This is a genomic window from Binatus sp. (SeqCode) (genome assembly GCF_049584895.1).
Classification (GTDB): domain Bacteria; phylum Desulfobacterota; class Binatia; order Binatales; family Binataceae; genus Binatus.
In genome coordinates, this window is the sequence record NZ_JBAUYR010000004.1 from 1 (window position 1) to 20,675 (window position 20,675).

The 20,675-nt window shown below is 58.4% G+C and carries 19 protein-coding genes and 1 tRNA gene; 9 read left to right on the plus strand and 11 right to left on the minus strand.

What is annotated here, in order from left to right; all coding sequences use genetic code 11:
* The first annotated feature begins 181 nt into the window (after positions 1 to 181).
* Together WB650_RS00875 and WB650_RS00880 are read left to right on the plus strand one after the other, a co-directional pair.
* Positions 182 to 625, plus strand: a complete 444-nt coding sequence (locus WB650_RS00875; protein WP_423959072.1) for a nitroreductase family deazaflavin-dependent oxidoreductase — start codon at positions 182 to 184, stop codon at positions 623 to 625.
* Positions 626 to 645: 20 nt separating this feature from the next.
* The gene (locus WB650_RS00880) at positions 646 to 1,953 is read left to right on the plus strand and encodes an MFS transporter (RefSeq protein WP_422302522.1); all 1,308 of its coding nucleotides are present in this window, start codon (positions 646 to 648) and stop codon (positions 1,951 to 1,953) included.
* A 209-nt stretch (positions 1,954 to 2,162) separates the two neighbouring features.
* Here WB650_RS00880 and WB650_RS00885 read toward each other — a convergent pair whose 3' ends face one another.
* The 5 genes from WB650_RS00885 to WB650_RS00905 form a co-directional block, all read right to left on the minus strand.
* The gene (locus WB650_RS00885) at positions 2,163 to 2,573 is read right to left on the minus strand and encodes an endonuclease domain-containing protein (protein ID WP_423959074.1); all 411 of its coding nucleotides are present in this window, start codon (positions 2,571 to 2,573) and stop codon (positions 2,163 to 2,165) included.
* A 177-nt stretch (positions 2,574 to 2,750) separates the two neighbouring features.
* Entirely contained in the window at positions 2,751 to 3,089 is a 339-nt protein-coding gene (locus WB650_RS00890) for a HigA family addiction module antitoxin (protein ID WP_422302518.1), read from the minus strand.
* Positions 3,090 to 3,112: 23 nt separating this feature from the next.
* A complete protein-coding gene (locus tag WB650_RS00895) occupies positions 3,113 to 3,358 on the minus strand; it encodes a type II toxin-antitoxin system RelE/ParE family toxin (protein ID WP_422302516.1) in 246 nt (81 codons plus the stop codon).
* Between the two features lie 257 nt (positions 3,359 to 3,615).
* Positions 3,616 to 4,086 carry a Mov34/MPN/PAD-1 family protein gene (locus WB650_RS00900; RefSeq protein WP_422302514.1) on the minus strand — a complete coding sequence of 157 codons (471 nt, stop codon included), beginning with the start codon at positions 4,084 to 4,086 and terminating at the stop codon, positions 3,616 to 3,618.
* Positions 4,083 to 5,117 (minus strand): ketopantoate reductase family protein, encoded by a 1,035-nt coding sequence (locus WB650_RS00905; protein WP_422302512.1) that lies wholly within the window; start codon positions 5,115 to 5,117, stop codon positions 4,083 to 4,085. The genes WB650_RS00900 and WB650_RS00905 overlap by 4 nt, the downstream gene beginning before the upstream one ends.
* 49 nt (positions 5,118 to 5,166) lie before the next feature.
* Here WB650_RS00905 and WB650_RS00910 point away from each other — a divergent pair, with 49 nt between their 5' ends.
* Positions 5,167 to 6,012: a hypothetical protein gene (locus tag WB650_RS00910; protein WP_422302510.1), complete on the plus strand. Its 846-nt coding sequence runs from the start codon at positions 5,167 to 5,169 to the stop codon at positions 6,010 to 6,012.
* A gap of 118 nt (positions 6,013 to 6,130) precedes the next feature.
* Positions 6,131 to 6,208, plus strand: a tRNA-Glu gene (locus WB650_RS00915).
* Here the strand turns inward: WB650_RS00915 and WB650_RS00920 are convergent.
* Entirely contained in the window at positions 6,168 to 6,569 is a 402-nt protein-coding gene (locus tag WB650_RS00920) for a hypothetical protein (protein WP_423959099.1), read from the minus strand. The genes WB650_RS00915 and WB650_RS00920 overlap by 41 nt on opposite strands.
* 573 nt (positions 6,570 to 7,142) lie before the next feature.
* Between WB650_RS00920 and WB650_RS00925 the strand changes: the two genes are divergently transcribed.
* The 4 genes from WB650_RS00925 (at position 7,143) to WB650_RS00940 (ending at position 13,557) form a co-directional block, all read left to right on the plus strand.
* Positions 7,143 to 10,301, plus strand: a complete 3,159-nt coding sequence (locus WB650_RS00925) for an efflux RND transporter permease subunit (RefSeq protein ID WP_423959077.1) — start codon at positions 7,143 to 7,145, stop codon at positions 10,299 to 10,301.
* Between the two features lie 74 nt (positions 10,302 to 10,375).
* Complete coding sequence (locus WB650_RS00930; RefSeq protein WP_422305437.1) at positions 10,376 to 11,464, plus strand: efflux RND transporter periplasmic adaptor subunit; 1,089 nt, start codon at positions 10,376 to 10,378, stop codon at positions 11,462 to 11,464.
* Positions 11,465 to 11,650: 186 nt separating this feature from the next.
* Positions 11,651 to 13,081, plus strand: a complete 1,431-nt coding sequence (locus tag WB650_RS00935; RefSeq protein WP_423959100.1) for a TolC family protein — start codon at positions 11,651 to 11,653, stop codon at positions 13,079 to 13,081.
* A gap of 23 nt (positions 13,082 to 13,104) precedes the next feature.
* A complete protein-coding gene (locus tag WB650_RS00940) occupies positions 13,105 to 13,557 on the plus strand; it encodes a universal stress protein (protein ID WP_422305433.1) in 453 nt (150 codons plus the stop codon).
* An 83-nt stretch (positions 13,558 to 13,640) separates the two neighbouring features.
* On the opposite strand, the gene WB650_RS00945 is transcribed toward WB650_RS00940, so the two are convergent.
* From WB650_RS00945 to WB650_RS00955, 3 genes are all read right to left on the minus strand, one after another.
* Positions 13,641 to 14,087 (minus strand): hypothetical protein, encoded by a 447-nt coding sequence (locus WB650_RS00945; protein ID WP_423959079.1) that lies wholly within the window; start codon positions 14,085 to 14,087, stop codon positions 13,641 to 13,643.
* 514 nt (positions 14,088 to 14,601) lie between these two features.
* On the minus strand, positions 14,602 to 16,344 hold the full coding sequence (locus tag WB650_RS00950; protein ID WP_422305431.1) for a hypothetical protein: 1,743 nt from the start codon (positions 16,342 to 16,344) through the stop codon (positions 14,602 to 14,604).
* 273 nt (positions 16,345 to 16,617) lie between these two features.
* The gene (locus WB650_RS00955) at positions 16,618 to 17,739 is read right to left on the minus strand and encodes a substrate-binding domain-containing protein (protein ID WP_422305430.1); all 1,122 of its coding nucleotides are present in this window, start codon (positions 17,737 to 17,739) and stop codon (positions 16,618 to 16,620) included.
* Positions 17,740 to 17,783: 44 nt separating this feature from the next.
* Between WB650_RS00955 and WB650_RS00960 the strand changes: the two genes are divergently transcribed.
* On the plus strand, positions 17,784 to 18,659 hold the full coding sequence (locus tag WB650_RS00960) for a hypothetical protein (protein ID WP_423959081.1): 876 nt from the start codon (positions 17,784 to 17,786) through the stop codon (positions 18,657 to 18,659).
* Positions 18,660 to 18,712: 53 nt separating this feature from the next.
* Here the strand turns inward: WB650_RS00960 and WB650_RS00965 are convergent, their stop codons facing one another.
* Both WB650_RS00965 and cysW read right to left on the minus strand, forming a co-directional pair.
* Positions 18,713 to 19,786, minus strand: a complete 1,074-nt coding sequence (locus WB650_RS00965) for a sulfate/molybdate ABC transporter ATP-binding protein (RefSeq protein ID WP_422305426.1) — start codon at positions 19,784 to 19,786, stop codon at positions 18,713 to 18,715.
* A complete protein-coding gene (gene cysW, locus WB650_RS00970) occupies positions 19,783 to 20,667 on the minus strand; it encodes a sulfate ABC transporter permease subunit CysW (RefSeq protein WP_423959084.1) in 885 nt (294 codons plus the stop codon). The genes WB650_RS00965 and cysW overlap by 4 nt, the downstream gene beginning before the upstream one ends.
* Positions 20,668 to 20,675 lie beyond the last annotated feature (8 nt).

Consider the following 20,675-nt stretch of genomic DNA (forward strand, 5'->3'; position numbering starts at 1 on the left):
CTGTGATTCCTTCCTGGATTTGCATGAGACCAGAAAATCACAGGCTAAAGCCTGTGCCACGTCTTTCTTCTCACTAAGGTGCAGGGGTTACCCCTGCCCAGGGAGGTGTGGAACCCACGGCGGGTTCCACATTTAAAATTAACGTTTCTTAATTTTTGTCTCATTATATATGCTCACCTCTATGCCCGAGACTTTTCAGAAGGAGAGCACGCTCGACCGATTCTTCAACCGCCTGATGGGCCGTGCGCTCAAGCTTGGATTTGCGCCTGGGTACATGCGGCTGCTCGAGGTTCGCGGCAGGAAGTCGGGCAGGACCTTCACCACTCCGGTCAACGTGCTCGATTTCAATGGTCGGCGATGGCTGGTTGCTGCGCGAGGCGAGACCGCGTGGGCGCGCAATGCGCGCGCGGCCGGCCATGTCGTGTTGCGCCGAGGGTCTAGCGCGGAATCGATGATCGTTCGCGAGCTTGCCGACGCCGACAAGCCCGAGGTCATCAAGGCGTTCCTCGATCGCTTCGCCTCACAGGTTCAGCGTTTCTTCGACGTGAAGGCCGGCGCGCCGGTCGACGCGTTTCGCGCCACTGCGTCGCGCACGCCGGTGTTTGAGCTGATGTCCGGCTCGTAGGATCTGCGAAACCTTATATTGTGGATGATCCCGCGCCGTCGCCGAGTCCGCCTCCGAATGAAGAGCAGATAGCTGCGGATTCCGCCGCGCGCGAGCGCGTGACCGTTCTCGCGCTGGTCGCGATGCTCTTTTACCAGGGCTTCGCGGTCGCAATCGTCTCGGTCGCGGCACCGTGGATCGGAACCAGCTTCCATCTCGACGGCGCCGGAATCGCGCGCCTGTTCGCGTGGATCTCGCTCTCGGCGCTGGGCGCGCTCGCACTCTCGCGGATGATCGATCGGTACGGACGCCGCCGCATGATCCTGTGGTGCATGGCCGCGATTCCGGTTTGCAGCATCGGGACCGCAGTATCCACCAAACTGATCTGGTTCGCGGTGTTTCAGATCGGACTGTATGCGGTGGTCGGCGCCGCGGGCTCGGGATGCGTCGTGATGCTTTCCGAAGAACTGCCTATAGCGCGTCGCGCACGCGGCCAGAGCTTCGGCGGCCTCGCGGCCTCGGTGGGAGCAGGACTGTGCGTGTTCCTGATGCCGATCTTCGATGCGTACGGATGGTCGTGGCGATGGATGTTCGTGATATCGGCGGCGGGCATCGCGATGCTGCCTGCGATGGCGCGGCTGTTGCCCGAGAGTGGGCGATGGGAAGTTTCCGACGCGTCGGGAATCACTAGCAGGACGCGGTTCTATGATGTCTTTCAGCCGCTCTATCGCAAGCGATCGATCACGATGATCATATGCGCGCTCGCCGCCGCAATCTCAACCACGGGCGCGAACGCATTCAGCTACTACCACGCGGTCTCTGTGGTCGGTATGTCGTCGGCGGGCACCAGCGCGATGACGATCGTCGCCGGCGGCCTGGGATTGCTGGGCTTCCCATTCGGCGCATGGACTGCGGAGCGATTCGGCCGCGTGCCGACAGTGGTAGCCTTCGGAATCGCAATCACCGCCGGACACCTATGGTACTTCTGGGGCCCGCCGACCCATTTCGCATGGCCCCTGATGTGGCTATCGGCGGGATTCTTCTGGTTCAACCTATGCGACAACGGCGGCACCGTCGCCAGCAACGTGGCAGCAACCGAACTGTTCCCGACACCTCTGCGCGGCACGATGATAGGATGGTTCGCGCTGGTCAGCGCAATCGGCGCCGTAATCTCCAACGCCGCAGTAGCACTATTGGCAAACAAAATGGGCGGCCTATCGATAGTAGTAGGCACGTTGTCGATAGTAGGAATCCCCGCGGCAATCCTATTCGGCATCATGATCGACGAAACCCGCGGCATGTCATTAGAGATGGCCGGCAAGGAGGAAGAATTCACATCTGAGAATTAGCGGGCCGCGCTGCTCGTAATACCTCGCCCGTTAAGTCACGGGAGAGGAGGCCGGCGGCGCAGCCGCCGGTAGGTGAGGGTACTGGGCCTCCAGCAACCGCTAGAACAGGCCTGAGCGCTCCGCGTCCGCGCTCTTCCCCTCTCCCGACGGGAGAGGATTTAAGGTGAGGGACCTTGCTCAGCGCGCGCCCCGCGCGCGATTCAGGATTTTCAAGAATGAGCGCCCAGGAATTTTTCGATATCGGCAAGAACCTGGTCAGCACTCGCGTGCACCTGATTATTCCAGAATCGAAGTACGCGATAGCCGCGCGAGGTGAGATAGGTTGTGCGGATTTCGTCGTCGGCAGATCGATCCGCATGCTGGCCGCCATCGACTTCGATTATCAGTCGGCGTTCGATTGAGCAGAAATCGATGAAATACGGACCAATCGGAAATTGACGCCTGAACTTAATGTTGCAAAGCCGCCTGCCTCGAAGATGACGCCAGAGAATGTTCTCTGCCACCGTCTGATCGCGGCGTAGTCTGCGTGCTGTTTCGTGAGACGACTCGGACGAAGGCATGGCCTTCAGGAATTTTGCAGTTTCGGAGAGAAACACAAGGCACGCCGAGAACCAAAACATTTAATCGCGCGCGAAAAAATGCGCGCTGAATAAGGTCCCTCACCTTCAATCCTCTCCCCGCGGGAGAGGGGAAGAGCGCCGCGCCGAGTTTACTAAGGTGTCATTGATGGCACCGACGTCAGTAGGCTACAAAGCCTATCAGTGAACTCTAAGAGGGTTTTTCCGGCGGCCGAAGAACTACGCTGTAGATGCGCTGCTCGTCTTTTTTCCAGAACCGTCCCGGATAGTCGCATGTCTTTTCGCGACGTAGCGCTTTACGCGGATCTCGCGCTCCGACTCGCGCGCTTGAGCCAAATCGAAAGCAAGCTGCATTCGCATCAGATGTTCCATCTTCGGTCCGAACGCCTTCTCGACTCGCAAAGCCATTTCGCTCGTAAGTGTCGCGTTCTGGTTCAGCAAGCTCGAAAGCGCCTGCCGCCCGACACCGAGTAACTTGGCGGTCTCGGTTACTGTCAGTCCGAGCGGCTCGATCACTTCGCGGCGGATTACACCGCCAACATGCGGAGGATTCTTCATCGCCATAATTTCCAGCGCCTCATTCAATGATAGTCGACAAAATCAAGATCGAATGCGTCACCTTCCTCAAATCGAAAGATGATTCGCCAGTTTCCACTCACGGTCACGCTCCAAAACCCCTTCAGTTCCCCCTTCAGCGGATGCAATCGCCAGCCCGGGAATAATCCCACTTCGTCGGGATGTGCCGCCTCATCGATCGCCAGCAGAATGTCGGAAATCTTCTCCACCATGGAAGTTGGCAAATCGCGGCCGTTCCCACTTTTGTACAACCGCTTCAGGCCTCGATGCCGAATCGAGCGAATGCCCATCCCTAAGGGATTATCGCCTGTCGCGCGACAGGCGTCAAACTGATACTTCGTTTACCGGTGACACCCTCAACGCTGATAGACCCTCAACATCGCGCAACTCGAGATTCGCGTTTCGTTCTCCTGAACTAAAAAACGTTTCACGTGAAACGTTTGGCTCTGGATCCTAAGAAATAACATCAGTTTCGCAGAATGCTCCGGATTTCGCGGGCCGAAATCCCTCACTCTATCGTCAGCGGTGTCTCAGCGAATTCCTTCTTTTCGACGTCCCAGGCGAAGGCGGCGGCTTTCGCGAATTTGCCGGAGCGGATCGACAGCACGATGTAGATGGTATCGGGGTAGTCGGGCTCGGACGGGTCGAATGAGCATGCTTGGGCGCGGTCCGTCGGCGAGAAGTATGCGTCGTGATCGGGATGCGAATGGTAGACGATGCGTAGAGCTAGCTTGCGGTTGTCGATCTCGTTCAGCACCGCGAGATGCTGCTTTGGGTCCATCAGAAATGCGGTGCGCGCGTCGCGCGGGTACGCCGCAGGATCTTTCGCGTGCATCGCGTTCTGGATATTGGCGATTGGGCGCACCTCTTCGACCGTGTTGTCGCCGATGATGAAGCCGCAGCATTCGAACGGGAACTCGCGCTCGGCCTGTGCGACGATCGCGTCCATGCTCGCGCGGCGTATCGATGCTGCCTTCATCGCTTCTCTCTCTTTTCAGTCCTTTTAGAATTTTCAAATGCGCGCTCGGCAGCTCTAATCAGGCGCGTGAGCATCCGATTTGTCTCGGCGTTGAGACCTAGACGATCGGCAAGCTCGACGATTTTTCCGTTCAGCGCGCTGATATCGGTGCGTCCGCGAACATGAAGATCGTGCATCATCGTTGGCCGATGACTAACCGTCGGCGGGATCAATTGCTCGTAAAAGAACTTTTGATATTCTTCGGCGCTCGAGAAGGGAAGGGCGACGCCGACCGCGCGCGCGACCGCGAACGCCTCTTCGATTGCGCGATCCATGATCGGCCTCACGTCCTGATCTGCGGCAAGCGCGCCGTAGTTCAGCCGCAAAAGCGCGCCGAGCGGATTCAGCGCGACGTTGTACAGAATCTTGGTCCACAGCACCGGCATGATGTCGTCGACGGCGATGGTGGGGACGCCGGCGGCGTCGACCATCGCGGCGATCGCGCGGGCGCGCTCCGCGAGCGTCGGCGAATCCTCAAGATTAAGCGCGGGTGCAGGGCCGGTTGCGACCGGCTGCGCGAAGACCGTCACATGCGCGCATCCGGGCGATGGAACTTCGGCGCCGAAAATCACGCGGGCGCCCAATACGCGCCGCCGCCCGAAGGTTTCGATCAACGCTTCGATGTTGCCGAGACCGTTTTGCAGCGAGACGATCACGCCGTCGTCGGCCAATCGCTCGCGAAGCGCTGCGGCGATCGATTCGGTGTCGTAGCTCTTGACCGCGCAGAGAATCAAACCGAAGCGCCCGCCCAACTTCGCGGGATCGTCGGCCAGTTTCATGCCGCCGACAGTTCGATCGCCAAGCAGGCCCGAGATCCTCAGACCTCCACGGGCGATCGCCTCGAGATGCGCTCGGCGGCCGAGGAGCGTGACGTCGTGACCCGCCTCCTGCAGCATACCGCCGAGGATCGAGCCGATTGCGCCCGCGCCCGCGATAAGGATGGGAGTGTCGGTCATCCAGTCGAAGTTATCGGTCGCCGATTGGTTAGACAACGTGTTCGGTCGCTTGCGGTCGAACAATCGCGCGCAGTAGGAAGTAGGGATGGAACGGACTTCGATTAGATTGGGCGGCGTCGAGCTGGCATCGTCGGTCATGAACGCGTCGGGCGCGCGATCGGCGGAACGCGGCGAGATCTACGAACTGTGCGCGGTGCATAGCGGCGCGATCGTTTTCAAATCGTGCAATCGCAGCGGACTCGATACGCCCGAGAACCTGAAAAATCGCGGCGTCGAACATTTTCAGTCAATTGCCAGCGAGCTCACCGCTCGCAACAAGCGAGTTATCGGCAGCGTCGTTGGCGCGAGCGAAGAGGAATTTATCGACGTCGCCCGCATGCTCGATCGCGCCGGCGTCAGTATCGTCGAGCTGAACCTGGCCGACGACTACGTGACAAAGTCGGTGGCGCCGTTCGCGTCATTCGAGCGGCTCAAATCGCTCATAGGCGGAGTTCGCAGCGAAACCGGATGCGTGCTGGCGGTGAAAGTGCCGCCGCCGCGCATCCCGTTCGAGCCGCGTGCAATCGCAGACCTGTTCAAGTCGATGCGAATCGCGGTCGCAGTATGCGCCAACGATCTGTCGAAGGATCTCTCGGTCGAGATCGCAAGCGGAACTGTGCAGGGCCCTGCGCGCACGTTGTCGCAAGCGCATGCGTTTTTCAAAGAGAGCGAAAATCTGCTCGACGTGATGGCGGTCGGCGGAATCAACAGCGGCCGCGATGCCTACGTCGCGCATTTGACGGGCGCAAAGGCGGTGCAGGTCGGATCGGCGCTGATGAAGGAAGGCGCGGGCGCGCTCGGTCGAATCGATCGTGAACTCGATTCAATTCTTGGCGAGCATAGCCACAAATCAGTATCCGAAATCGTGGGCAAAGTTCGTTTTACCGGATGAGTATTCACGCGGCGCGACCGCTGTCCTTGATGACTTGCTCCGCTTCTTGCGGCTCTGATACTTTCGGCTGTCATACGCGCGCACTGCGCGCGTTCGTATTTTGGAGCATCGCTTCCACGTCCCCGTCGTCTAGCTCGGCCTAGGACACCGGCCTTTCACGTCGGTAACACGGGTTCAAATCCCGTCGGGGACGCCAACATTTTCTGGTTTTCAGGGCGTTTGACAGCCGCAATTGACCGCCACGGGATCACAGAAGACAGGTCTCGACTCGGCGCGCTGTACAGAAATAGCCGACGCGCTCTGCTCGACGGTGGATGAGATTTGTGACGTGCTCTTCCGCCTTGCACAGCGCGGAGACCATCTTCGTTGTCGTCCACCATTAGATCGGACTTTCGTTTGCGCCGCAGGAGGCTGCGGATCGAGGGCGGCCAGCCCAGAAAGACGAGATGCCCCAAGTGGAGCACGTCGTGATAGCGGTAGTGGTCGGGTGATTGAGAGAAGCAACGCTTCGCCAGAAGACTGGGTGTCAGCGTTCGAATCTTTACCGACTGGCTCAACGGAAAAGTTCACAGGATGAGGCCACACAACCGCGAACTGGTTTTCGTGCTTACTCGCGATTTTTGGCTTCCATCCAAAATGTGATACAATTGCGATCGATTAAAACAATGCTTTCTCGTCGATACTCGCAGCTCGTCGCCATGATTCTTGTCGCGATGAGTATTGTGGCCTTCGCTCCTCGGGTGCTGCATCCGCACCTACGTCTCTCCTGCGGTTCGACCGACGGTACAACTTTTAGCGGTCCGCAGCGCTTCACCGATGATTCGTCTCGCGTGCCTGATCTCAAAGCTGGCCATGAAGTGAATGGCGTTCCGCTACCGCAGGATCTGAAACTGATTTCGTACGATCAAAACGTCAAACCGTTGATAAGTTTCAGATTTACGATCCCTTCCGTGCAACTGATAGTCAGACCGCCCAAATTGCTCCCATCGCGCGCGGAAAACCAAGACCCACTCTAGGGAAAACTTTACGCCCGCAATTCGCCAAGCGCGCGAGCAAATGTTCGCGTGCAGTTGTGATCAAGCGATAAGTCCGCCGGCGCATGTACCAAGCCGGGATTGGGAGTTTGCATCGTGCCAAGTTTCTCATTGCGCAATCCGTACCTGATCATTGTCGGAGCGCTGGTGATCGTGATTCTGGGAGTAACTGCGTTTACGCAGATGCCGACAGACGTCTTTCCGGACATTAAAATTCCAGCGGTTGTGGTGGCTACCTTTTACCAGGGCATGCCGCCGCTCGACATGGAAGACAACATAACCTTCCGTTACGAGCGATTCTTTACGCTGGGCAGCAACATCGAGCATATCGAGTCGCGTTCGCTGTCGGGCGTAAGCATCATCAAGGTCTTCTTTCAGCCGGGCACCGAAGTCACATCTGCGGCTGCGCAAATGGGAACCTTGGCGGAGGCCGATCTCGGGATCCTGCCGCCGGGCACGCTCCCACCGCTGGTGCTGCAGTATGACGCATCTTCCTTGCCGGTGGTGTTGGTCACGCTTGAAGGTAAGGGCTACGACGAGACTCAACTCGAGGATCAAGCGCGCTATAACGTTCGGAACCAGCTCGCTACCGTGCCGGGCGCGTCGGCGCCAATACCGTTTGGTGGAAGGTTTCGCCAGGTCATGGCGTACGCAAATCCTCAGGCGCTGCAAGCGCGCGGCCTGTCGTTGATGGACGTCGTCAAGGCGCTCGACACGTCCAACGTCATTCTGCCAGCTGGAGACGTCAAGATCGGCTCCAAGGACTACTACATCTACTCCAACAGCATGATCGAGAAGGTGCCTGACATAGGACAGGTCCCCGTGAAGATAGGACGCGGTCAGGCGCCCGTGTTGATGGATGATGTCGCAAAGGTCGAGGACTCATCGCAGATTCAGTACAACCAGGTGCTCATCAACGGGCAACCGTCAGTATATGTGCCGGTGCTACGTCAGGTCGGCGCGAATACCATATCGGTAGTAGATGGCGTCAAGGAGCTGCTGCCGAAGATCTTCGGCCTTCCGGCCGGGATGAAACTGAAGACTATCTTCGACCAATCCATTTACGTCAGGCAAGCGGTGGCTAGTCTGGAACATGAGGCTATATCGGGTTCGGTTCTGGCCTCGCTGGTGATTCTCATATTTCTCGGTAGCTTCAGATCTACCTTTGCTATCTTCCTATCCATTCCGCTTTCCATTCTGGCAGGTGGATTCGGTCTCTTCATGAACGGCTCGACCATCAATATCATGACGCTTGGCGGGTTCGCACTCGCTATAGGCCGACTGGTCGATGACTCGGTGGTAGTGCTCGAGAATATCAATCGCCATCTGGCAGAAGGGAAGGAACCGCACGTCGCCGCACGAGAAGGAGCCGAGGAAGTAGCACTTCCAGTTCTCGCGTCGACGATAACTACCTGCATCGTCTTCTTCCCGGTGATGTTTCTGTTTGGAGTCGCCAAGTATCTGTTCAGCGCACTGGCGCTAGCGGTGGTGTTGTCGATGGCCGCGTCGTACCTGGTCTCGATGAGCATAATACCGCTCTACTGCGCGCGTTTTCTGACCAGAGAACAGGCGCTCGCGGCGGAACATGGCGAAGCATCCGGTATATTCGCGGCCTTCAATCGCGTGTATGAGCGTTTTGCCTTGGGTTACGAACGTCTGCTCGAAAATGCGCTGGACCATAAAGCGGTAGTCGTCGGCGCGGTTACGATCCTGTTCCTCGTCAGCCTAGCGATGTATCCGCTTCTTGGTACTGAGTTGTTTCCCGAGACCGATGCGGGAACCTTCACGATCAATTTTCGCGCGCCGGCCGGTACCAGAATCGAATTGACCACCGAGATGGCGCGTCAGATCGAGGCCATCGTCCGCAAGGTGATCCCGCCGGACGACCTCGACACCGTCGTCTCGAATATCGGCATTGCCCCCAGCATATCCGCGATTTATTCGCCTAACGCGGCCCAGGATTCAGCTTTCATGCAGATTGCGCTCAAGCCCGGTCATCGGCATCCGACCAAGTACTATGTCTCCCAGTTGAAAAAACTTCTTCCCTTGCAAGTTCCGGACGCCCGGACTCTGTTTTCCTCGGGCAGCATAGTCGATTCCGTTCTCAATCTCGGGAAGCTGGCTCCCATCGATGTCGAGTTTACCGGCAACAGCTTTAGCGAACTGCATAAGGTGGCAAAGGAACTTCAAGAGAGAATTGGCGCTCTGCCGCAGGTTTCGCAGAGTTTCGTCGCGCAGGAGTTGAACTATCCGACATTAAACATAAAGGTCGACCGCGTGAGAGCGGCGCGCTTGGGCGTCGCGCAGCAGGAAGTCATATCGAACGTGATCACGGCGCTCGACTCGAACCTGTATATCAAGCCATCGATCTGGATCGATCGCGCGAACAAGGACGACTACTTTCTCACAGTGCAGTACCCAGGCTCAGACAAAGGCTTTGATTCTCTTGAAGTGCTGCAGAACATTCCGATCGAGACGGTGAACAAGGAAACCGGGCACGCGCAGAGCCTGTTGCTGCGAGATGTGGCGTCTATTTCACCCGAGTTCAACCCGTCAGAAGCCGATCATTACAGCATTCAACGCGTGGTCGATCTGCTGGTCGCGCCCAGCACCGAGGACTTGGGTGGCACGCAGGAACAGATCCAGGACCAGGTGAGCAAGATGACGCTTCCGCCTGGAGTCTCTGTCCGGTACCGCGGCGCAGTAGCCTCGATGCAGAAATCTTTCGCCAGCTTTGGGTTCGGCCTCTCTTTGGCGGTGGTTCTGCTTTACCTGGTGATGGTCGCGCAGTTCCGTTCTTTCCTGGATCCGCTAATCATCATGTTCGCCGTTCCCATGGGGCTGATAGGAGTCATTTGGACGCTGTGGTTAACCGGAACTACGCTCAATATCGAGTCCTTCATGGGGATCATCGTGATGGTCGGCATCGTGGTGTCGAATTCGATATTGCTCGTCGACTTCGCCAACGAGCGACGCCGCCAGGGACAGGAGCTTAGGCGTGCGGCGGTCGAGTCGGCGCGAATAAGAATGCGGCCAATACTTATGACCGCCCTGGCGACGGTGGCCGGTCTTATGCCGATCGCGATGAAATTGGGCGAGGGATCCGAAGCTTCGGCGCCTCTGGCGAGGGCGGCAGTGGGTGGTCTAATCGTTTCCACCGTGCTGACGCTGTTCCTTGTTCCTTGCGTTTACGAGTTCTTCTATCGGCGGATCCAGGATAGCGCAATCGCGCAAGCGCCCGAGGTGGAGCAGTGAGGAACATTGGTTGGGCGATTGCTTTCTCGATTGCCGTTTTGTGCGCGGGCGGCTGCGATGCGCCTGTGATTCCCATGACTACGACTCAACGAGCGACGGTGGATGTGGTCCATCCACGCCAAGGAGATATAGCCAAGACTATTGAGATGCCGGGCGACGTCGTAGGTTTCTATGAAGCCGCGCTTCACGCGAAGGTTACCGGATACCTGAAAAGTATCAGCGTCGACAAAGGCGACTCGGTTAAGACGGGGCAGGTACTAGCCGAGATCGAAGTGCCGGAACTGCGATCGAACCTGGCGCGCTCGCAGGCGAGCCTCGAAATCGAGCGCATAACTTACGAACGTCTGAGAAAGGTTCAGCAGAGCGACCCGCGATTAATCTCACAACAGGACGTCGACATGGCCTACGCCAAGTACCGTGAGGCGCAGGCCGCGGTTGCAACCCTGCAAACTATGTTCGGATATACAAGGATCATCGCCCCTTTTGATGGAGTAATCACGGGGCGATTCGCCGATCCCGGGGCGTTGATTCGCGCTGGCGGCGGCGACATTGGAGTCGACGAAACTTCGGGGATGATTTCTCCGGGAGCTACCGAGGGAGCCGGAGGTCACCGCGAGGGCGGCGGTCCGATCCTCACGTTGGCCGAGATAGATAAATTACGTGTCTATATCTACGTACCGGAAGCTTCATATCCGTTCATCCATGTTGGTACGCCGGCGAGTCTGCGCTTCGACGAGTTTCCGGACCGAGTGTTCAACGGCACCGTCGCCAGGTATGCGTCGTCGCTCGATCTGGCAACGCGGACGATGCTGACCGAGGTCGACATAGATAATCCGAAGCGGTTGGTCTACCCGCGAAGCTATGCTCACGTCACAATCGAACTGGTGCGCCATCCTGACGCTCTCAGCGTCCCGGCCTCTGCCATTCAAGGTTCAAGAGAGTCGGCGCGCGTATTGGTTGTTAATGACGGGCGGCTGGTCGAAGTTCCGGTGAAAACCGGGATCAACAATGGCTCCTATGTCGAAGTAACGTCGGGCTTGTCGCCACAATCGCTGGTAGTCGCGACCTACAGCAACAATCTGACTCGGGGACAGCAGGTGGATTGTCGGATTCAGAATGGAGATGGGCAGGCTACATCGGCGGCGGCTCAGAGCTCCGACTGACTCGAACAAAACTGTCAACGCCAAATCAACGAAAAGTTGGGTAGGCTGATAATGAAATCTTTGCGAATCTTCATTCTCTCCGCATCGGTACTTTTCCTGGCGCACGGAGTGGTCAACGCGGCGGGTGCTACGGCGGAATTACCCGGCGACGCGCAATTTGCGGCGCCCGCTCCCGGAACGCCAATGATGCCAGGAGAGAACTGGCCGCCAGGAACTTCGTCGACTGTCAACCCGCCACCGGGGACTTCGTCGCCTGCTAGCCCGTCGACGCTTAAGCGATCGGCTCAATCCCAGCCCAGTAACCTCAACGGAAGTCCAATTCCGCCGGGATCGCAACTGACGCTCAAGAATGCGATCGCGATCGCTTTGAAATATCACCCGAGACTCCAGGAAGCCGCGGACAACACCAGCGCCGCGCAGCAGCAGATCGGCCAGGCGCGATCGTCCCTTGGACCGCAGTTGTTTGGCGCCACGCAGTATCTTCGCAGTACCGACAATGGCATCGGCAACACGAGCTATTACAATCCAGACGGAGCGTTCCCGCGATTATCTGGAACCAATCACAACCTGCCTTCGAATGACTTTTCGCAAAGTTGGGACACCAGCAATAACTACATGGGAGGTGTGATGCTCTCTCAGTTTCTGGTCGACTTCGGCCGTCGACATGGATTTGTTTCCGAACGTCAGTTCGAAGCTGCAGCCGCAGCGGCCAATCAGCAACTCACCGAGTTGGATCTGATCTACGAAGTGTCTGAAAGGTACTTCGAGCTGCTGGAGGCGAAACGATTGATCGCGGTTTACGAGAAAGCTTTAGAGCAACGTCAATATCACCTGCACGAGGCGCAGGTTAAGGCTAATGCCGGTCTGCGGCCGCAACTCGATACCTATATCACAACGGCCGAGGTCGAGCGCGCGCAGTTGCATCTGGTCGATGCGCGTAACAGCGACGAAGACGCAAAAGTCGCGCTTGATAACGCCTTGGGCCTCAGCGATTCAGCGCCCGCGTACGAGCTTGCTGATATTTTAACCTACTATCCAGTTAACGAATCATTGAACGCTCTGCTCGATACGGCTTTCCGGAGCAGGCCGGATTTGACGGCTCTCGATGATCAGGCAAAGGCTATGGGAGCCAGGATTGTTCAGTATCGCAGTGACTACTTTCCTACCGTTAATGCAGTGGCAGGATACTCGGCGATGGGAACTGGAACTCCGGCTGCAAACAATTTCAACGCCGGGATAGTTATCACATGGCCTATCTTCAATAGCTTTCTTACTACCGATCAAATTGCAGAGACCAGGTTCCGGCAACATGCAATCCTTCGCGAGATCGAGGACCTGCGGCAAGAGGTAATCCTGCAAGTTCATACGGCGTATCTGAATTGGCAGGCTTCTCTTCAGCGTATCTCCCGCGCGGAAAAGACTCTTGCCGCTTCGCGCGCAGAACTGGAGCTAGCCGAGAAGCGCTATGAAGCGGGGCTGACAAGTATTATCGAACTGGAAGATGCGCAACGCAGCTACACCGCTGACGATGCCGCGTACGCCGACGCTCTTTACGGATTCTCGGTCACCAAGGCAGCCGTTGACAGAGCAACGGGTCGATCGCTGGCGGAATTCTGAGGACACAAATCCAGGTAAGGCTTATGCTGAATTACAACAAGATAATGTGCGCGTTCGAATTCGACGGCAATTCGACGGCGGCGTTGCTGTTGTCGGGCACGCTGGCAAAGGAAAGCAACGCTACCCTCTACATCTTGCACATCGCCAGAGTGCCCACCTCGGACATGGACGTTCCGCTACCGTTTGACTCCGATCCGCGCTGGGAAAAGGAAGCCAGGTCCAGGCTCGCAGAGATAGTCAAGAAGACCATCAAGCCCGAGGTTCAATGTGTTATCGAGGTAAGAACGGGTGTGCCCGACCTTGATATCGTGCGAGCCGCGCGCGATCTCGGAGTAGAGTTGATTGTAATGGTGACGCACGGGCGCACCGGGCTTGAGCACCTGGTTTTGGGCAGCGTCACTGAGCACGTCATTCGCGAAGCTCCTTGTCCCGTGCTCGTATTACACTGCACCGCTCCGACAACGGGGCCTGCTTAACGATGAAGTCAAAGAATCCGTGCGTGTCGCGCGTGGCCCAATGGTTGACCACCTTGGGCGCCCGGTGTTTTGAGTAGGCAAACCTACCAAGCATTCTCATTCGGAACCCACATTGCCTGATCTATCTGCGACCACGAAACCGGTCGCTCAGCTTCGAGGTCCCGGACTACACGATCTACCCGCTTGTCCTGCACGGTGCAGTCCTCGGTAAGTATCGGATCCCATCCGCCCAGATGGTCGTGGTATATCTGATCGTCCAGGGTTTTCGCATGCTCCAGTTGCTTGATCAGGACGACTCGCTCTTCGGGCGAGAGATGCTTGGGCGGAACGAATAGCGCGTCCGATATTTCCGAATCGGGAACGTTCGTGTGTTCACTCAGATCATCGATCGCCGTTTGCGCCCTCGCGGCCCGTGTCATGTAGTCGCCCTGCGCAGCCGGACCCAACCCGGGATCCATCGCGTCGCTTAGATCGGACCGCCTCGCTTCCTGCAACTTTTCGATCAAATTCGTGCGATCCCGGTATGACATACTGGTCGACGAGCACGACGATAGGTACAAGGCCGGAAGCGCAATCAGTAGTAAGACGTTTTCGAAACCAAATTTGCGGTGGGCCATAAATCTCACAAGCTTTGAGAGTGCTTCTCTATGATCGAAGACATCTCACACAGCAACTCTAATCACAACCCACTATCTCCAAGCTCGGGTAAAGAACAAGCCGTGAGTGTCAAGCGCCATACTTACAAAAGGACGCGCCACGCCGGGTGGAAACGGGGCGCGTTGGCTCTCACGAACAGCAGGACTCTCGAAACATCGACAGAACGGTGGCAGAGATTTAGTTTAGGTTGAGTGCGCCACGCCGCGCTGCCTGCCAGAACTCGGGCTAAGCTTCACGTGCAGAGCCTGCCCGACTGGCTGAGGCACCGCGACCGACAAAGTGACGGCCGGGCCAACATTGCTCAACGCAGATGCCTGGCCACGCCTCTGACTCTCCCAGCCTGGCGCGAGCATTTTGGGTGCTCGCGCCAGGCCGTACCGAATCCTACTAGTATCTGAACTCCAGGTGCAGGAAGAATGCGTGGGTGTCACGCGGTACCGCGTACGGCACAGCCACCGACTTCGCGCCCAGTTGTCCCGGAGCGAACGTGAACTGGCTGTGGTAGTACTGGATAGCCTGTGAATCGAACGCGACCCTGAAGTATTTGTTGATCATCCACTGCACACCCAGGTCGTAGCGGGTGAAGTCGAGTGGGTCTTTGCTTATCCGAGTGTTCGGTTGAAACCACTGCGCCAGGCCGAAGGCCGTGAATGGGGTGTACGGGATATCGAAGTGGCCGCCCAAGTCTGCGCCCATCTGCACTGACTGTGAGTTCAGGATACCTCCGACCATCTTGTTCCAGGCGGCGAAGCTGCTCGGGCCCGTGCTCGGGATACCGATTGCGTCTGACGGTCCACTACCCGAGAACAAGTTGGATGAGCTGAACGCGTTGTGACCGTAGTCCCATTCGGCGAAAGCGCCCCAGGTCTGATCCCACGGAGTCAATCCGTTGTAATGAGCGATACCCGCGGCGCGCGCGATATGCCCGCAGGTGCCGTTGTTGTTGGTCAGCTCGTTTTCATCAGGTGTGCACTTGTTCGAGTAGCCGTAGTCGTAGAAGCCGGTGAGGCCAAGGCCGTCGTAGCGCGACTCTGCGCCGAATGGATTGATCGTCACGCGACCCATGACCTGCTTGTAGGCGCTCTGCTCGACGGCGTGGAAGCTGGCGTCGTCGTACACGCCGACATCGTAGTCGGCCCACTGCTTCTCGTTAAACTTGATCGGCCCCTTCATTGCGACACCGACCTGTGTCGAACTCAAACTCAGATAGTTCCAAGGCGTGAGGGCTGTGTAGCGAAAGCCCCACAGATTCTCTTCCCAATCGACGAGCGGATTCTGCTGCTGGCCGAAAGTGATTTTGTCGTCGTGCATCGGGGCGAATTTCAGAACCTTTTGGAAGAAGGTGTTGTAGTCGATGTACGCATACTTCAGCCTAAATCCGAGGTCGCCATCATCGGTCTGGGCAAATCCGGAGTTGGCCCCGCTCTTGTCGCCGCTGCTGGCTACGCACTTGGTCGTGGTCGTGGTCTTGATTCCTCCGGTCGAGGTCGAGGTCGAGGTCGCCGTGCAGGTGGTCCCGGTGTTGAGCGCCACATACATATTAGGCGTCACGCGCGCCGATATGTCGTCAATTGGAGTGAATTTGAAATCCAGATAGGTGCGCGTGATGTCAAACGAGTTGAAGCTGTTGTTGCCGACTCCGGGCCAGACCTGCTGAGTCAGGAACTGCGGGCCAAATCCGGTGTGAGAATAGTATCGGTAATCTGCATAGATAAGAGTGCCGACGGAGATCTTCTTGTACCAGCGATCGCCGAATTCCGTAGCCCATGGCTGAATCGTCGAGACCTGCTTGGCCATCTCGGCGTTCCACTGCTGCTGCTGGGCTTGCCTTTGCGCTTCCTCGGCCTGCATCGCAGCGCGCTCCTGATCCAGTTGTGCCTGGGTCTGCGCGCTCACTCGACGTTCGACCTTGCGCTCGATCTCCTCGGTCGATCCGGCCGGGATGTACTCGCCAAGCCTGACGCATCGCCTGCATCGCTTGGTGAAGACCTGCCCGGTGGTGGGATCGCTGTACAGCGTGATCGCCCGCACCTCGTCGCTAAACACCGGTCTTGGCGTCATCGCGACTGCGCTGAGCATCAGCGCCGCGCCAAGCATCGACAGCGTAACCATTCGTATCGTTCGTCTCATCATCGTCCTCCCTGGACTCTCCCTAATCCACGATGCGAAAACTCTCGCCGGCCGAAACACTCTCGACGAGAACCCTAGGACGCGAAATGCCCGCTCGATGCATGAAATCGGCGTCCTCCCTCCGCGGCAACGGCAAACTAGAAAGGAGTCGTTACGACATGATGAGTCGATTGTTACGAACTCGCGAATTCTTACGCTGAGAAGGGTCGAGGATTAGCGAAAATTCACAGGCAGGGATCGGAGCAGGAGCAAGTAGGGTGTCGGAGTATCAGATCAGATGCTGACGACCTGTCCCATTTGTGAGGTGTCGTAGGCGCATAGCTGGCTGATCTCGCGCGCAAAACGCCGCGAGTTGAGCGCGTCGAGCATCGCCTTGATTGGCGCCGACTCAGCCTCCTGTTCGATGATCACGAGATCGTAGCGCTCGTCCTGATGTGGAATAAAATGCAGCCCGTAGGCGTCGGCACCGAGCCTGATGGTGACCCCGGCGTCCGCCATGCCCGCCGCGATCGCAGCCGCGACCTCGAGATGGCCGCCGACTTCCAAATCATAACCTTTGACGCGATCGCGCTGGATGCCGAGCATGCCGAGCGCTTCGTCGAGCGCCAACCGCGCTCCCGAACCATCCTCGCGATTCACGATTCTTAAGCCCGGTCTGCCCAGGTCAGCGAAACTGCGGATCGCGAGCGGATTGCCGGGCGCCGCGGCAAGGCCCAATTCCCAGCGGGCGAAATTGACGACCAGCGAACGGCGCCGCCCCAACGCGCGGCGGATTGGCGCCAGGTTGTACTCTCCGCTCTTTTGATCTCGAAGATGCACGCCGGCCACGTGAGCATGCTCATTGACCAATGCCTGCAACGCCGCTCGACTCGAGCACGGAAGCGCGACCGCGTGAACCGGCGACCGTCGGCGCGCAAGCCAGTCGGTGAGAATGGCGACCGCCGGATCGCATCCTGCCATCAGGATCGTCGAATCGATTTCGTTGAACGATTGAAACGTCGCGATGTCGGCGCCGGATCGCTTCGCGCGCTGAAGCACACCGGCCGCCGGGGCGAGCGTGAGATGCGCCGCGGGTTGCGGCACGGCCACGACTTTTCCACGCACCCGCGCGAGCGCCACCCGTGATTGCGGGCCAATCCGGCGCGCGGGTTCGTTCTGGAACCATCCGGCGCCGACCACGATCGAGGGTTCATCGCCGCTTTCGCCGAAGAGCTCCTCGACACTCTCGCCGAGTTCGCGTGCGAGACGGATCGCGATTGCCACGCCGGGATGATAAACGCCCGACTCGATCGCGCCCAACGCCTGCCGCGAGATTCCAGCGCGACGGGCCAGTTCGGTTTGGGTGAGATTGCGCGCCATTCGAGCGCGTCCGACGGCGTTGCCAATTGATGCCATGATACTTGTCAATCCGCTCTTAACATGGCATATGATATGCCCTTATGAAAAGACATAAAATCATCTGGCTTCCACCGCGTCCAACCTCTACCGCAATCATGCTGGCGCTGCTGCTCGCCGCGGCGACTCCATGCCGCGCGCAGGACTTTGGCACAGATATCATAAATTACTTCGTAAACTGGTTTCCGCGCGTCACCCAGATTCAGAGTGAGCAGCCGCACTGGGTGACTCCGCTGGTGACTGTAACGCCGCGGCTTGAAGAAGAAGTGCGCTACGACCAGTACTTCGAGTCGATGCGGGACGGAGTCGCGACCGACAACTTCGGCGCCGGCAAGGGAATCGAGCTGATCCCGTTTCAGAATACTGAAGTCATAATCGGGGTGCCTGCGTTCCTGAAGCGCAACATTCCGCGCAACACCGATGGCTTCGCCGACTGGCCATTTCTGATCAAGTACCGGCTGCTCTCCGGCAACGAGGAAAACGGCAACTACATCGTCACCGCCTTCATGGGATTCAGCGTGCCGACCGGATCGAAGGTCAACGGCAACGGTCATGGGATCTTCACGCCGACGCTGGCGGCCGGTAAGGGATTTGGCAATTTCGACGTCCAGTCAACGGTTGGAGTCGCGTTTCCCAGCGGCGGCCTCGACCGGCTCGGGATGCCGCTGGCATGGAATACCGCGTTTCAATATCGCCTCTTCAAATATTTCTGGCCGGAGTTCGAGACCAACTACACATGGCAGTCGTACGGCGCCGACACCGGGCACAGCACGCTCTATCTCACGCCTGGGCTCGTGATCGGGCGCATCCCGATTCACGATCGCATCGGCTTGACGTTCGGCGCTGGTTATCAGGTGGCGGTGACGATGCATCGCAACTACAACCACAACGTCATCCTGACCGCGCGCATTCCGTTCTGAAAAAGCGCTTCGAATTTGTCAGGAAAAAAGCCGCGAGCTAAGGACGGCAACCGCTAGATCTGATACACGAACAGCTTCTGTTCCTTTGGTCTCAGGAACACGTTAGCGCCGGTTTCCAGCTGCAGCACCTGGTAGCGCTCGTGGCTGATTTCGACTTGCACCATGTCGCCCCATGCGGCGACCAGCTCGACTTTGACCTGCGGCCCGGCCGGGTTGATCGATTTCACGGTAGCAGGGAACGTCTGCTTGCCGTTGGGCCTCAGCACGATTTCCAGCAGATGCGGCCGCACGTAGAGGACCGCCTTGCCGTTCTCGTCCGGATGCGCATGCGTGTGCGTGTTCTCCAGCTCGACCGCGGTGTCACCGAGGAACACGCGGCCGTTCTCGATTCGGCCGTGGAACAGATTCACGTTGCCGAGAAAGTTGTACACGAACGCATTGGCGGGATGGTGATAGACTTCCTCCGCCGTGCCGATCTGCTCGATGCGTCCCTGGTTCATCACGACGATCCGGTTGGCGAGTTCGAGCGCCTCTTCCTGATCGTGCGTGACGAAGACGCTGGTGATCTTGATCTCGTCATGCAGCCGCCGCAGCCATCGGCGCAGTTCCTGCCGGACCTTGGCGTCTAGCGCGCCGAACGGCTCGTCGAGTAACAGGACTTTCGGCTCGACCGCGAGCGTGCGCGCGAGTGCGACGCGCTGGCGCTGCCCGCCGGAGAGCTGCGAGGGGTAGCGATCGGCGAGAAAATCGAGCTGCACGAGTTTCAGCAGGTCATGCACGCGCCGCGCGACTTCGGCCTCTGCCGGACGTTCGCGCCGCGGCAGCACGCGCATTCCGAAGGCGACGTTCTCGAACACCGTCATGTGGCGAAACAGCGCGTAATGCTGAAAGACGAAGCCGACCTTGCGCTTGCGGACGCTGACCGCGCTGGCGTCCTCGCCGTGGAACAGCACCTCGCCGGTGTCCGGCGTTTCCAGCCCCGCGATTATTCTCAGCAGCGTGGTTTTGCCCGAGCCCGACAGGCCCAGCAGCGCGACCAGCTCGCCGGTTTCGATATGCAGATTGATATTGTCAACCGCAACGAAGTCGCCGAACTTTTTGCTGATGTTCTTGAGCTCGATACTCATGCCGCAACTTTGACCGCCATGTCGTCCTGCTCCTGCTTCACCGGCACCGCGCGGCGCTCCAGGTAATACTTGGCGATGAGCGTCGCGATCGCGAGCAGGGTGAGCAGCGACGAGACCGCAAACGCGGCCGCGAACTGGTAGTCATTGTACAGAATCTCGACGTACAGCGGCATCGTGTTGGTATGCCCGCGGATATGCCCCGACACCACCGAGACCGCGCCGAACTCGCCCATCGCGCGCGCGTTGCACAGCACCATCCCGTACAGCAGGCCCCATTTTACGTTGGGGATCGTCACGCGAAAAAACATTTGCCAGCCGCCGGCGCCGAGCACGACCGCGGCTTCCTCTTCCTCGCTGCCGACGGCTTGCATAATGGGGATCAGTTCGCGCGCGGCGAGTGGAAACGTCACGAAGATCGTCGCGAGCACGATTCCCGGCTCCGCGAAAATAATTCTGATTCCGTGATCAGCGAGCCATCCGCCGAGTGGCGCGCGCACTCCCAGCAGCAGCACGAACAGCATCCCCGCGATCACCGGCGAGACCGAGAACGGGATGTCGATCAGCGTCAGCAGCATTTGCTTGCCGGGAAAATCGAAGCGCGCGATCGCCCATGATGCGGCGATGCCGAAGGTGACGTTGAGCGGCACCGCGATCGCAGCGGTCATCAGCGTCAGTCGAATCGCGGCGCGTGCTTCCGGATCAGTTATCGCGGCGAAGTACGCACCGATTCCCTTCTGCAGCGCCTCGGTGAAGACCGCGATCACAGGAATGAAAATAAATAGCGCGACGAACACCAGCGCGATCGTGATCAACGCAATTCTGACCGCCGGCGGATCAGCAGTCCCGGGTTTTTTCGGTGCGCCTTGCGACTGAGCAGCCATCTGGAACG